Consider the following 15,051-nt stretch of genomic DNA (forward strand, 5'->3'; position numbering starts at 1 on the left):
TTGGCTTTGCTATTGATTCGTATAAAAAACGTTCCCATATCTGAGTTATTGAAGTAATTAATTTAGGTGACATCATGCGATTAGATAGTTTTACAAGCAAATTTCAAATGGCACTTTCTGACGCTCAATCTTTAGCTTTAGGTCGTGACCATCAATATATTGAGCCTGTACATTTAATGACGGCTCTACTTAATCAAGAAGGGGATCGGTTAGGCCGCTTTTTGACCAAACCAATCTTAATGTTAATAGCTTACGTTCGGCATTGGCCGAAGCGGTAGAGCGAATTCCGCGAGTTTCTGGCACAGGTGGCGACATCCAACTGGGTAAAAACACGGTCGTTTTATTGAATCTAAGTGATAAGTTGGCGCAGAAACGTAAAGACGAATACATCACTTCTGAAGTCTTTGTATTAGCAGCGCTACAAGATAAGGGAACATTGGGAGATATTCTTAAACAGTTAGGGGCTGATGAGAAAAAAATCGAAACGGCGATCGAAAAAATGCGTGGCGGTCAAAAAGTGACAGATCAAAATGCCGAAGATGTTCGCCAAGCCCTAGACAAATTTACTACTGATTTAACAGAGCGAGCAGAGCAGGGAAAACTTGACCCTGTGATTGGCCGTGATGATGAAATTCGTCGAACTATCCAAGTCTTGCAACGCCGTACTAAAAATAACCCTGTATTAATTGGTGAGCCGGGCGTCGGCAAAACCGCAATCGCCGAAGGACTTGCCCAGCGTATCATTAATTCTGAAGTCCCAGAAGGTCTTAAAAATAAACGTGTATTGTCTTTGGATATGGGCGCTCTCGTGGCCGGTGCAAAATTTAGAGGGGAATTTGAAGAGCGCCTCAAGGCGGTTTTGAATGAACTGAGCAAGGAAGAAGGCCGAGTTATTTTGTTTATCGATGAGCTTCATACTATGGTAGGCGCGGGTAAAGGTGAGGGGGCAATGGACGCCGGCAATATGCTAAAACCAGCGCTGGCAAGAGGAGAGTTGCATTGTGTTGGGGCCACCACGTTAGATGAATATCGCCAATTTATTGAGAAAGATGCGGCGTTAGAACGACGCTTTCAAAAAGTGTTGGTTGACCAGCCCAGCGTTGAAGACACTATCGCTATTTTACGCGGTTTAAAAGAGCGTTATGAATTACATCATTCTGTGGAGATTACTGACCCTGCTATTGTTGCCGCTGCATCGCTATCGCACCGCTATATAAGTGATAGACAGCTACCCGATAAAGCGATTGATTTAATTGATGAAGCTGCGTCCAGTATTCGTTTGCAAATGGACTCTAAGCCCGAAGAAATGGACAAACTGGAACGTAGGATTATCCAGCTCAAGTTAGAAGAGCAAGCATTGGCTAAGGAAAAAGACGAGGCGAGTCATAAGCGCTTAGAAGCAATAGAGCTTGAGCGAGAACAAGCTGAACTCAAGTTCTCAGATTTTGAAAAAATTTGGAATGCTGAAAAGTCTGCGGTCCAAGGTACACAAAGCATACGTTCAGAACTGGAGCAAGCGAAGTTAGACTTGGAAATTGCTCGCAGAGCGTCTGATTTGAGTCGTATGTCTGAATTACAATATGGCCGTATTCCAGAGCTAGAAGCGAAACTAGAACTAGCTTCTGAATCAGAAACCCAAGAGACAACGCTCTTAAAAAGCCGAGTTACTGAAAATGAAATTGCCGATGTATTGTCCCGTTGGACCGGTATTCCAGTGGCAAAAATGTTAGAGGGTGAAAAAGCCAAGCTATTGTCTATGGAGGGGGCATTGCACAAAAGAGTGGTAGGTCAAAGTGAGGCGGTTACGGCAGTGTCAAATGCTATTCGCCGCTCTCGGGCTGGATTGTCTGACCCAAATCGTCCAATTGGTTCGTTTCTGTTCCTTGGACCAACAGGTGTGGGTAAAACTGAATTGTGTAAAACCTTAGCCAACTTTTTGTTTGATACTCAAGATGCAATTGTGCGCATTGATATGTCTGAGTTCATGGAGAAACATTCGGTTTCTCGCTTAGTGGGCGCACCTCCTGGGTACGTAGGGTATGAAGAAGGCGGCTATTTAACAGAAGCCGTAAGACGTAAACCCTATTCCGTTGTTCTTTTAGATGAGGTTGAAAAAGCGCATCCCGATGTGTTCAATATTCTTTTACAAGTGTTAGATGATGGCCGCTTAACAGACGGGCAGGGGAGAACGGTTGATTTTAAGAATACAGTGATAATCATGACATCGAATTTGGGGTCAGATATTATTCAAGAAACGAGTCAGCAAAATGATTATCAACAAATGAAAAACTTGGTAATGGGGGTGGTTGGTGAACACTTTAGACCAGAATTTTTAAATAGAGTTGATGATATTGTGGTGTTCCATCCTTTAGGAAAAGAGCAAATAACCTCTATTGCCAAAATTCAATTGGCGACGTTGCGAGACCGTTTAGCAGATAAAGGCTATACCCTAAAAATGAGCCTAGCGGCTTTAGACAAACTAGCCGATGCTGGATTTGATCCCGTGTACGGTGCTAGACCGTTAAAACGGGCGATTCAAACTGAGATAGAAAATCCGTTAGCACAAAAAATATTGGCGGGAGATATAGCAACAAGTAGTACGATTAATATTGATGCTGATGAAAATGGCTTGTTGATTTCTTAACGCAAGCCAAGTAAAAATACCGCATTGGATGCGGTATTTTTTATCCGTATTGTTTTCTGTGGTATTCGCTTTTCTCAATTATGCCACTTATTGAGTGGCTACTTAACCTGAGTTCTGGATAAGAAGTATCGTTTAGGCTAAACAATCCGACGCCGCTAGATACAAAAGAGCGTTATTCAGAGGTTCGGTTTATCTAGGATTAAGGTTAAGCAAAACGGTTCCGTTTTTACTCCATACATCGATCATATTACGTATGACTAAACTAGGTACTTTGTAAGTCTCGGCTTCAATATATGCCCAGTGACTTTCGCCTAAGGTAATATCAGTCATCCAAGGCAATGGATGCAAACCTCGGCGTCCACCTTGTTCAAAATCAGGCACACTTAATGACATAGGTATGTCGTTATGTTTATGTACTGAGACTACCTGCTGGTTTGTTTGTTGAGGATGAGCTATCCTGCGCGCAGATTAATCAAATGGCATAACTTGTCTGTGCTTGGCTCATGTTGGCCTTGTTTACATTAGCAACCAGTGACAAAGCCTCTCAGCACTTGCCTCCACCAACCGGTAAGCCCAATTGATTGTGCTAAACGGGCCTAGAACTAGGCCACGCTTACTGATTTATAAGGATTGTTGCAATGATTTCGCTGCTTCGGCTTCAATGAAAGGGATGTTTAAATCAAAAGCTTGTTCTAATGTGAGTTTAGCTTCGTTAACGCGGCCAAGCTTATTCAGGGTGTAAGCTATATGGTAACGAATACTTGGGTCGTTTGAGTCAGTGGAATAGGCTTGGCGAAGTAATTCTAAGGCTTGATCATACTGCCCTTGTTGCGCAGTAATCCATCCTTTGGTATCTAATAGACTAGCTGATTTGGGCGCTATAGCTAAACCTTGGTTGACCAAATCTAAGGCTTTGCTAAGGTCTTGATCTATCGCCATAAAAGCCAAATTATTAAGTACCGCCGCAGCATTGGGATAATGCTTAAGTTGCTGCAGTTTCTGATAATGAAAGATAGCTTTATCTCTTTGTCCATTTTGTAGGTAAGTGTCCGCTAATAGGTTTCGCATTGTAGAGCGATCTGGTTGGGCTATCAGTATTTTTTCTACATGGTTGACAAATTTTTCTGTACCAAAACCTTGGTTACTTAATTGATATAGTTGTGAATATGCGGGTAAATAATTGGTGTCTAAATTAAGTACTGACCACAGCAAGGTTACAGCGTCTTGATTTTTTCCTTTGATAATATCTAACTTAGCTTGGGTGACTAACACTGCCTGTGGTATTAGGATAATAATTGTTGGCTAGTGTTAAGTGCTTTTGTGCCTGGACGACACGATATGTGTCGATATACAAGGTACTTAGTTGAACTAGAGCGGCTAGGTGCTTGTTTTTTTCTAATGACAAAACCTTCAAAAGAGTGGTCTCTACACCTTGTAGATCTTTTGTCTTTTGCTGAACATTGCTTAACTGCATTAATTTTTGTGGCTGGTTTGCCCATTGTTCACGCAATTGGTTAAGTAAGTGCTTGGCCTCTTCGACTTTGCCTAATTTGTATATTAACTCTGCTTTAGTCAATACATACTTCTCATCTGAGCGGGTTACTTTGGCGTATTTTTCTACTTCACGTAGGGCTTCTTGATATCTTTCTGTACGGATATACAAGCCGATTAATTTGTCAATGATAGGCGTTGATTCTTTATTCAATTTAGCGGCATGTTTGAGCTTGTCGATGGCTGTGGATAAGTCGCCAGAAGAAATAAGTAAGTCTGCATACAACAGGTAAGAGCCAGCTTGCAGCGCTGAAGTGTCTTCAAGGTTTGCCATGATACTTATGGCATCGGCGTATTTGTGTAACGCGCCGTATAAATTGGCCTGATTATAAAGTGCGGGGCCATAGTCTGCTTGTATAGAAAATATTCTATTAAGTAGTTTTTGGGCTGCAGACCAATCTTGTTTTTTAATCAATAAGGCGACATTTAAATTTAATATGTCGATATTCTCTGGTAAATCTATCAATAAAGCTTGGGCAATTTGATAGGCATCCTGATAGTTTTCTGATTGAAAATATAAATGGGCAATGGCTAATTTTTTTTGATTTTGAAAGGCTGGATCTTGTATCGACTCCAATATGGCTATTGCTTGCGTTATTTTTCCTCTAGCCACTAATGTCTTAGCTTTGACGAAGTCTATTTTTGGATGATTTGGATACTTTTCTCTCAAAGTATCTGACAATGACTCACATTTGAAAGCCCGATTTGACCTTAAATATAGGTCGCATAATTGTAGCGAGATATTTAAATTTTGAATGACTAAGTCTTCATTTGACTCTAGTAATTTCAGGGCGCTACGCTCTTGTTTTAGTTTAATATAGGTGTCAGCTAGAATGCCTAATGTATGGATCTCTAAACTAGAATTATTTGTGTAATAGATCATATCTGACAAAGCTTGTTCATAGTTTTTCGTCAGATAGGCGGTCATTCCGCTAGCAAAGCGCAGAGATATATTAGAAGAGGCACTTTGCGCATCGATCAGGCTCAAATCCTGAGCTAATTTATTTAGCAGTTGTTGTGCTTCTTCGGTTTTATCGGTAACCGACAATATTTGGCTTTTTAACAGTAGGGCGTATGCGTCGTCAGGGGTTTGTTCCAGTATCTGGTCAATAATATTTTCGGCTTTAGCTGTTTCTTTTGCTTCCCATAAACTATCCGCATAAGCTCTTAACATAAATGGGTCGGTTGGATCTAACTGATAGGCTTTTTCGAATGACATAAGCGCCTGACTGTTATTCTTTTGTTGCTTCTCTAACATGCCCTTTAAGCGCCAGGTACTCGGATGTTGGTCATCAACTTTTAAAGATAGCGCTAGGTATTGCGCACTCTGTGATAGTTTTTCTTGTTTCAAGTACAGGGTAGTCAAACTATTCAAGGTTCTAATATTGTTGGGCTTAAGCGCATAGGCCAATAGGTAGCTTTTTTCACCGTTTAGCGGATCATTCAAACTTGCATAAGCCGTTGCCTTAAGTAGGTGGAGTTCGAATTTATTGTTATTGCTTAAGTTGTCGAACCCGAGTCGCAATATTTGTTCATAATTTTGCGTTAGAATCAGAGATTTTCCATATGGCTTTAACACTAAATTTGCATCAGCGCCCATATCTAAAGCTTCTTCTAGCTCGGTAACGGCTTCATTGAAGTAGCCGTTTATCAACAACATTTCACCCATCAATATCTTAGCAGCGAGATCTGAGGGATTGTCTTTTAGCGCATTCTTTAGATGAACATATGATTCGTTGAAGTCCTTGTTCATATACGCCTGTAAAGCTTTTTCGTAGTGTGAATCAGAATCTGCAATGGCAAGAATTGGCGTAAAAATAAGGATAAAAGCAATAATGTAATTTCTAAAACTTTGCATGGGAAGGTTGGATTTCTTTTTTGCAGCAGACAGATACTAAATGATATCAATCTGACCAATATTTTAAAACAATAAAAAAGCGGCCTAAGCCGCTTTTATATATGATGAGCAGTAGTGACAGGCTATCTTCTAGCGCGTCTTACAGCAAATAACAATGCGATAGCAAAAATACTCAATGTTGTTGGAGCCGGTACATCTGTTGTTCGATACACTAAATTATCGATTGCACCTGAACCTGGTAGGTTTAAGACAAGACGTTGAACGCCGTTAATTTCGATATCTTGGCGCTTAAACCCTCCATCTACCATGGCAGAGAAAACATATCCTGTTGATATTTCATTGTCATCTGCATCAAAAAATTGAGCAGTAAGCAAGTTTGACTCTTCAAAATCAAAGGTGTCTAAGGAAATGATGTCGACTAAGAAATCAAATGTAAATTCAAAGTACCCTGCAGGATTGCCATTTTCATCATCTGGGTTTGTACAGCTTGTTGTTGTACAACCAGATTGTCGATTGGCATTTTGCAAGATAAGTATATTACCTGGATCTCGGACCAAAATTATGTCCGTCGATTTCTAAAGCGGTGTAGCTAAATGCACTGTTATAATTTGCTAGATCTGTACCCGTTCTAGTTAATTCACTATTGTAGTCATTATCGGTACGATTGAATTCGAGATCATTGTCTTGCACACTGTTATGTAAAGTGTCAAACGTGACTTGTCTATTTTCGATACTACCTCTGTTAATAAAACTGGTAATTGCAACGCCGTTATATTCGTCATCAACTATTTGCCCGTTGGTAATAGTTGAGCCGTTACTCGCGGTATCAAAATCAATGACTTGAATACCTGCGTTAGCCTGAGATAAGAATAAAGTAGACATGGCTACCGATAAGATTTTTGTTATATTTTTCATGGTTAATCCTACAGCAATTAACGTATATTAATTATGGTGAGTTTATAATGCAATTACCATTCCGTATGTAAAATTGGTATTGTTTTCAATGCCTTGCGTTTATGTTGAGTGCTTTTAATGTCGTTGTTGTAAAATATTCTGACAGAATTTTATGGTGGCGTTGCTTGATTGGTGCAATTATTTAACCGGAAGGATTTTCCTTTCCTTTTCAATATATTAGCTTGTTTTTTGTACTCGGTTGGATAACGGACTGAGATTATGCTTCATTTGTCATGAAGCATAATCTTTTTGCATTTCCGTTTATTTATTATTTCGAATTACTATTGATTTGGTCCAGAAGAGCTTGGGCTTTAGCTCGATTGTAAAAAGGTCGTTGCATATTCACAGCTTGGGTGAGTTCAACTTTGGCGTCTTCGATTCTACCGAGCTTTGCCAAACTAAAGCCTAGATGGTATTTAATTTCAGGCTCATTTGAGTTGCGGGCATAGGCTTTTCTTAAGTACCCTAAGCCTTCTTCATATTTGCCTTGTAAATTTAAAATCCAACCGAAGGTATCTAACACTTTTGCGCTATTTTCATCTAATGCTAACGCTTGTTGAATGTAACTTGCACTCTTATCTAAGTCGCTCTCAATGCTCATAATCGCTAACTTATTAAATATTTCAGAACGATTGAATAACCTGTCAGAGTCCAGCAATGCTAAATAAAGTTGAGTAGCTTGTTCAAAATTTTGTTGGATATAGAAATACTGGGCTAATAGATTTTTAGCCAGTACATTATTCGGATTGCTCTCAATTACTTTTTCTGCCGCAGGCACAAAGTTTGACTCAGCTACTCCTTGTAGACTCATGTCATACAATGTCACCAAAGCTTGATGAAAATTAGGATTAAGGCTGAGAGATTGGTTTAGATCTTTGACCGCTTGAGCAGCAAGGTTTTGACTACTCGCATACGAAGCACGTATTAGCCAGAAATTTGGGTTTGCTAAATTATTAGGTTGAAGCCCGTCCAATGTTGTTTTCGCTTGGCTAAAGTCTTGTTTTCTGAGAAGTAGTTTGACTCGATCCAAAGTAATAAAGCTATTTTCTGGGGCTATTTCTTCAGCTTTTTGCAAAGATAGAATAGCGTCATCAAGTTGGTCAATATCTCGTTGCAACTGACTAAGTATGATCAGTGAGTCTAACGATAAGTCGCCAAAACGTTTGATTGTATTTAGGGTTATTTTTAGCTCTTCGGTGTTTTTTTGCTTCGCTAGTATCTGTGCTTTTAATAAAAGGTACTGAGCGTTATCGAAATTATCAGATAGCAATCGATCAATTTGGTAGAGCGCATCATCATAGTTACCTAGAATGAAGTGCAGTTTAGCCAACTGCGCTTTAGCATATTGATTGTTAGGATTCATAACTATGATATCAGAATATAACTCGAGGGCATTTTCAATATCTTTGATGACGACTAAGTTATGTGCTTTTAACAATAAAGTTTCGGTATGTTTTGCTGAGGTTTCCAATAAACTTTCGATAAGTTGATTAGACTTTTCCATATCACCTTTACGACTGTAGATGGACGCTAAATTAAATTTAGCCGGAAATAAAGTCGGCTCGAGTTTTAAGGACTCTTCTGCAAACTCTTTTGCTTCATCTAATTTATCAAGGCGTATCAAAATACCCGCTTTGAGGTTAAGAAATGACGGCTCTTGAGGGTGTAACGCTAAAAGGTAGTTCGCCCCTTTTAACGCGTCGCTATGAAATCCTGCTTGAAGTTTTAACATGCTGTATGTAAACAAAAAAGTGGGATTGCGCTTATTTTGCTCTAGGTTAGCATCTAACATGGCTAACGCTTCTGTTTGCTTTCCTCTAACCGTCATGAGTTTTATTTTAAACAATGCTAATCGTGGATCGTCGGCATAACGTTTATCTAAATCACTGACTAGCCTTTGAGCTTTGAAAGACTGATTTAATTTTATGAATAAGTCACCTAACATCAGTGCCGAGTCTAGGTTTTCAATTAATTTCTCTTGCCTTTTTTCCAGTAAACTAAGCGCTTTCTTGTTTTGCTGCGTTAATAAATAAGTACGAGCCAGTAACATAGCTGCTTGCATATCTGTTGGCACCTTGAATAAGTACTTCTGTAAGTGACTGCTAGCTTGCTCGGTATTACCATCAAAGAACGCCGTTAGGCCACTTATGTAGAGCAATTCTGGGTGTGCCGCGATAAATTCTGGTGATAAACTTGCCATGATTGTATTGAGTTTATCTAGACCATCATTTTTGACTAATTTAGTTTTATTTTTACTTTCAATCCAAGTGCTCAATAAAATCGCCAAGGGATCATCTGGGGTTTGCTCTATGATTTCTTCAACGAAAGCACTAGCACTATCTAAATCATTGGTTTGCAAGTAGATGTCGGCTAGTTTTCGTAAGGTGACTGTATCATCACGCTTTATTCTAAGTGACTGTTGTAAGTATTCTATGGCTTGCTCAAGATCTCCTTCTGCTTGTGCCAATTGACCTTTAAGCCGCAAAGTAGTGGGATTATTAGTTGAAATCGCCATAGCTTGACTTAAGTATTGTTCGGCGGTACTTAATTGCTTTGAAAATAGTGCTAATGAAGCCAGACCATTTAGCGACAATTGATGATTGGGAGAGATGGTCAAACTATCTTGATAAGCTTTTTCAGCGCAGTCGTACTTTTTTAATCTAAGACACGCGCTAGCTTGAATTTGTAACCATTTGATTTTATCTTTGCCGATGAGCTTATCAACATAATCGAGGTCCAAAACCTCTTGATATTTATTTTGAAAAAGAAGCGCATTACCTAAAGGTTCTGCTACTAGATTAATATCTGCACCTTGTTGTAATGCTTCATAAAACTCAACTTCAGCTGCCGATAAATATCCTTTTACCAGCAACATTTTTCCCATTAATACTTTAGACGCTAAGTTATCGGGGTCAGCTTTTAAGCTATTTTTTAAATGAATGAACGCTTCATCATATGCCTCAGCATTATAAGATGTTAACGCCTTCTCATAGTCGCTTTGTGAGTCAGCCAAACCAGTGAGAGGATAAAACGCAGTTAAAAAAGCAAGGGGAAGTAATTTAATTAACATACTAAACCATTTTATGTTGAATACTGTTTTGCTATCTAGTGTGTATAAAAAAGGTGGCATATGCCACCTTTTTACTTTTAATGAATCTAATTTTTTTGTGAGTAACTACTTAGACTTGCGTTGACGCCAAGCAACTAATCCACCACTTAACAGTAATAAGGCTAATGAACTAGGACCATTGACGCCTGTAGGTGGTGTAACTGGTGACACTTGTTTACTAAAGCCGATTGTGGCCAATTTGAAAGCATCATTGTTTTCACTGAAATTACTGACATAACCAAATACAGAGTTGTAAGCACCGACTAACCAATATTGTGCTGCTTTAGTCGTTGTAAAATCAGACACGTAGACGTCGTTATACTCTTCAATTTGAAACGAGCCTGAATCAACGGCTGAGTTAGCAATATTGCTCCAAGTAGAGCGCTCACTGGTTAAATCACTTATGTCGTTGAGACCAACAGCAGATACTTGTTGAGTTGACGCGCTGCCACCTAACCAACTAAATGTTGCGCCCGACAATGACACTTCCTCAGAAAAAGAAAACAAGATCATATCGTAATCTGCCCAACTTCCTTTATTGTCGATTGCATGGGCACTTGAGTGGTTGTCAAAACTTGCTTCGTCGGTGTTTATAATGCCGTAGCCCGTTTCTGAACCCGATCTCCATGGGCCTGCGATTGAAGCTTCTTCAACAATATCGTCATTATTACCTAAAGTATCTGACCAAGCTGAGACTTTTATCGTAACCCCATCGACAACAACGGTTCCGCTAGACGCGTTGGTACCTTGATCAATGTTCTTACCTGTACCTTCAATATACATATCGTATATTTCTGCACCAGCCCACGTGTCGCAAGTTGCAGTTGATGAACTACTACCACTACTTGAGTGGCCACAGCTTGCAACAGAGACGTTAGAAAAAATTCCGCATAATAAACCTAAGAATAGAACTTTATTAATACCGTAAGACTTCATATTTTGTATACCTTTACAGTTGATGATATTTACGGTTATGCATTACCCGTGCCAAAATAAAAATACAATAAAATCAAATGTCTATATATTTGTCTTTGAATTATCATATGTTTCTGTAAAAAAACTGACTGAGCCAATTCAATTAGTTTTTAATTTCAGACAGGATAATAATGTAAACTTTTAGCAAGTGCGGTATTCAATACATACCTTGGGTATTTAAAATCATCCCTTTTAGGTGTATCTCTCGTTGCCGCTGAGTCTATTTAACCTGAGTTCTGGGTAAAAAGTATCGTTAGAATTTAATTTGTTATTATAATTCAATGGCTTAAAGTCATTCATTCATTCATTCATTCATTCATTCATTCATTCACATCACTTTACTTAATGGCTTACTCGGTGACGAAATTTTTCGTGTATAGCAAGGCGGATTGTCGTACGTCATAACGTGTTATTGCTAGCCAATCCAACGCTGCTAGACACAAAAAGAGCGTTATCGAGAGGTTCGGCTTATCCAGGATTCAGGTTATTTATGAATAATAGAAATGTAGATTGTTTAAAAAAAGCCCTCTGCTATCATTGTCCCAACCCGGTGTTTCCCTCTGAAACACGCATTTTAAGTGGCAGGGGTATGTGTTATATTGACCTCAAACTTTAGGAGGACTTAAATGACTGATCAAAAACGCCGTGGTATTTATTTATTACCCAATCTATTAACTACGGCAGGGCTATTTTCTGGTTTTTTTGCTGTTGTTTCTTCAATGAATGGTAGGTTCGAAGCTGCGGCTATCGCAATCTTTGTGGCCATGATTTTTGATGGTCTTGATGGTCGTGTTGCGCGAATGACCAATACCCAAAGTGAATTTGGGGCAGAGTACGACTCTATGGCTGATATGGTGTCATTTGGTGTAGCGCCTGCTTTAGTCGCTTACAACTGGGGCTTGTCTGGTCTTGGTAAAATCGGTTGGTTAGCCGCGTTTATTTATGTTGCTGGTGCGGCACTTAGGTTGGCTAGGTTCAATACTCAAGTCGGTATTGCTGATAATAGGTTTTTCCAAGGCTTAGCGAGTCCAGCTGCTGCAGCCTTAGTGGCAGGACTAATTTGGGTTGGAGTGGAATATGATGTGAATGGCGATGATTATGGGATAATTGTTGCCCTAATCACTGGATTAGCTGGGTTGTTGATGGTCAGTAACTTTAAGTACAATTCATTTAAAGAAATTAACTTGAGTGGTAAGGTGCCTTTTGTGGCTTTGCTGTTGATCATGTTAGTATTTGTGGTAGTCGCAACTGAACCAGCATTAGTGCTATTCATTGTCTTTGCTTTATATGCGCTAGCGGGGCCTATCAATACGTTTAGAACGGTTGATAAAGTGAAATTGGAGCACGTAGTAGGAGATGCCGACGAAAATGACGCAGACTTTTCTAAAGGTGCGACAAACGCTGAAGAGACTGAAGCTAAAGATGACATTAAATAGTTATATTTAAGCTGAATCCTAGATAAGCCATTGAGTTATATTGATATTGCTTAGCGTAAACTAGTGTTTAGGTTAAATGATACTTTTTATCCAGAACTCAGGTTATTTATACTAATCAGCCTGGGATTAACAACGCGTTTTTAAATTAAAAGAAAGCCGATACTTAATATCGGCTTTTTAATCCCTACCTCTTTGTATTATTTTTATATGGTTCGAGTGCTAAGCGGCGTTAACCTTGTTCGTTTCCGACTTAACCAATGCTTGATCCGTATCAAGTAATTCTAAGTCGAATGTGAATTCGTCAACTCGTACGGCCAACTTACGTTTATCATTGTAATCAATGACCAAGGCAACTTCTTCGGCTGTTAACTCACCAGCTTCTTGTAATTTATTTATTGCATGCTCAAAAGATATGAAAGGCACTACGGGCGTTTTGCGTAGGGCTTTTTGGATCTTCTTAAGCTGTGGTAAGACTTTATGTTTTGCCATGAAAGCTTGTTGATTGATGTCATTCCCATCACCAGTAACCGGTTTTACCAAGTGAGTTAACTCAGACATAATGGAGCTCTGTGTCATACTGGCGTTTGATAGCGCTAACTTTAACTGATCCGGGATAGCTTTTACCGAGCGAGTATAAGTGTTGGTTAATACACGCATTAATCCTCTGGCGGCTATATTTGGAAAGTTATCGATAAAGTCGACTAACGCCTGCTCTCCTTGTTGCAAACACCATTGAATTGCGTATTCAAAGAAAGGTTTCGCTTCGTTCCTGTCAGACACTTTTTGTTCGTAGAAACGAATGACAGCCATAGAAGCATACAAATAGCTCATTACATCGCCTAAGCGGGCGGATAACATTTCCGCTTTTTTTAGATCGCCACCCAAAACTAGCAACGATAGGTCCGCCAAGGGGGCGAGCTTAGCTGACAAGGCATTCATTCGTTTTTCGTATTTAGCCACTTCAGGTAGAGCCGTTTCAGCGCCACGAACAAAAGGTAAGTAACTTTTTGCTACACTGCGAAAAGCGTTTTTGACGCTAAAGGCGATAGTTTTACCTAGTACTTTATTAAACTTACCGTCAGCCGCTTGGTCTTCACTATGGATTAGGTCAACCATTTCTTTTAAATGAGGGTGGCAGCGCATGGTGCCTTGACCAAATATCATCAAACTTCGGGTTAAAATATTAGCACCTTCAACTGTAATACCAATAGGTTGAGACATATAGCCACTGGCCAAGGTATTTTGTGGACCACGCTGAATGGCTTTTCCTGCCTGAATATCCATAGCCATACTATTCACTTCTCGACCCAACTCGGTCATATGGTATTTAGCCATAGCGGTGACTACTGATGGTTTTAGACCTAAGCCTAGCCCTTCTGTGGTTAATACGCGCATCGCTTCTGTGACGAATGTTTTGCCTGCCATATCGGCAAGTTTTTCCTGTATACCTTCAAAACGGCCAATTGGCACACCAAATTGTTCACGTACAAATGAGTATTGGGCAGTAGATTTAAACGCAGATTGTGCGCTAGCCGTGCCCATAGCAGGGAGAGATATGCCGCGTCCCGCGCCTAAACAGCTGACTAACATCTGCCAACCACGGCCAATATTTTTTGGCCGCCGATTATGAAATCCATTGGAATAAAGACGTTTTCACCACGAGTGGTGCCGTTATAAAACCTAGCACCCATAGGATCGTGGCGATTACCAAGCTGCACTCCGGGATGAGATTTAGGGATAAGCGCGCAAGTAATACCTAACTCTAATTCTTCGCCTAATAAATGCTCAGGATCAAATACTTTAAACGCTAAGCCCAATACTGTGGCGATGGGGGCTAGGGTAATATATCGTTTGTCCCATGTAACAGACAAGCCAATGACCTCTTCGCCGTTCCATTTACCTTTGGTGACTATAGCCGCATCTGGAATAGCACCTGCATCCGAACCTGCTTCGGGACTAGTTAAGGCAAAGCAGGGAATTTCTTTTCCTATAGATAGATCTGGTAACCATTGCTGTTGTTGCTCTGGGGTACCATAGTGCATTAATAACTCCCCCGGCCCTAAAGAATTAGGGACCATTACTGTGACGGCTAGCGCACTACTTTTTACCGCAATTGTGGCCACAATGGTTGAGTTCGCATAGGCTGAGAAAGCTAAGCCGCCAAACGCTTTAGGAATGATTAAGGCAAAAAATTTGTTCGCAGCTAAAAAATCCAATAAGTGCTTTGGAATATGTTTACTGTTGTGCAAATCAAAATCGTCAATCATGGTTAGTAACGTTGCCAGAGGACCGTCCATGAAAGCTTGTTCGTCAGCAGTCAACGTGGCTTTAGGGATAGCCCTAAGCGCTTGCATGTCAGGTTTACCCTGATAAATCGACGATTCTAACCATACATCTCCCGCTTCCAATGCTTCTTGTTCTGTAATTGAAATAGGAGGTAATACTTTTTTAAGACTTGTTCTAATACTCATTTTCTCATCCGCTCATCTGACCAGTTACTGTCTATCATACTGCTTTTCTTTCT

General features: G+C 39.9%; 8 protein-coding genes and 2 pseudogenes. 2 read left to right on the forward strand and 8 right to left on the reverse strand.

The window, feature by feature from the left end; genetic code table 11:
• The first annotated feature begins 74 nt into the window (after positions 1–74).
• Positions 75–2,644 (forward strand): annotated as a pseudogene (gene clpB / locus RS130_RS11805) (ATP-dependent chaperone ClpB).
• 189 nt (positions 2,645–2,833) lie between these two features.
• Here the strand turns inward: clpB and RS130_RS11810 are convergent.
• The 7 genes from RS130_RS11810 to xdp1 all read right to left on the reverse strand — a co-directional run bounded on the left by RS130_RS11810 (position 2,834) and on the right by xdp1 (position 11,052).
• Positions 2,834–3,100: an alpha-L-fucosidase gene (locus RS130_RS11810; protein WP_316028042.1), complete on the reverse strand. Its 267-nt coding sequence runs from the start codon at positions 3,098–3,100 to the stop codon at positions 2,834–2,836.
• A gap of 165 nt (positions 3,101–3,265) precedes the next feature.
• Positions 3,266–3,916, reverse strand: a complete 651-nt coding sequence (locus RS130_RS11815; protein ID WP_316026121.1) for a tetratricopeptide repeat protein — start codon at positions 3,914–3,916, stop codon at positions 3,266–3,268.
• A complete protein-coding gene (locus RS130_RS11820; protein WP_316026122.1) occupies positions 3,897–6,053 on the reverse strand; it encodes a tetratricopeptide repeat protein in 2,157 nt (718 codons plus the stop codon). The genes RS130_RS11815 and RS130_RS11820 overlap by 20 nt, the downstream gene beginning before the upstream one ends.
• A 122-nt stretch (positions 6,054–6,175) precedes the next feature.
• Positions 6,176–6,580, reverse strand: a complete 405-nt coding sequence (locus RS130_RS11825) for a hypothetical protein (protein WP_316026123.1) — start codon at positions 6,578–6,580, stop codon at positions 6,176–6,178.
• 10 nt (positions 6,581–6,590) lie between these two features.
• Positions 6,591–6,968 carry a hypothetical protein gene (locus RS130_RS11830; protein ID WP_316026124.1) on the reverse strand — a complete coding sequence of 126 codons (378 nt, stop codon included), beginning with the start codon at positions 6,966–6,968 and terminating at the stop codon, positions 6,591–6,593.
• 307 nt (positions 6,969–7,275) lie between these two features.
• Entirely contained in the window at positions 7,276–10,137 is a 2,862-nt protein-coding gene (gene prsT / locus RS130_RS11835; RefSeq protein ID WP_316026125.1) for an XrtA/PEP-CTERM system TPR-repeat protein PrsT, read from the reverse strand.
• A gap of 45 nt (positions 10,138–10,182) precedes the next feature.
• The gene (gene xdp1 / locus RS130_RS11840) at positions 10,183–11,052 is read right to left on the reverse strand and encodes an exosortase-dependent surface protein XDP1 (protein WP_316026126.1); all 870 of its coding nucleotides are present in this window, start codon (positions 11,050–11,052) and stop codon (positions 10,183–10,185) included.
• Between the two features lie 665 nt (positions 11,053–11,717).
• Between xdp1 and pssA the strand changes: the two genes are divergently transcribed.
• Positions 11,718–12,527, forward strand: coding sequence for a CDP-diacylglycerol--serine O-phosphatidyltransferase (pssA, locus tag RS130_RS11845; RefSeq protein WP_316026127.1), 810 nt, complete (start codon positions 11,718–11,720; stop codon positions 12,525–12,527).
• Positions 12,528–12,746: 219 nt separating this feature from the next.
• Here the strand turns inward: pssA and RS130_RS11850 are convergent.
• A pseudogene (locus RS130_RS11850) lies at positions 12,747–14,998 on the reverse strand (acyl-CoA dehydrogenase).
• Between the last annotated feature and the right edge of the window lie 53 nt (positions 14,999–15,051).

The sequence above is a fragment of the Paraglaciecola aquimarina genome, from assembly GCF_032464635.1.
Classification (GTDB): domain Bacteria; phylum Pseudomonadota; class Gammaproteobacteria; order Enterobacterales; family Alteromonadaceae; genus Paraglaciecola; species Paraglaciecola aquimarina.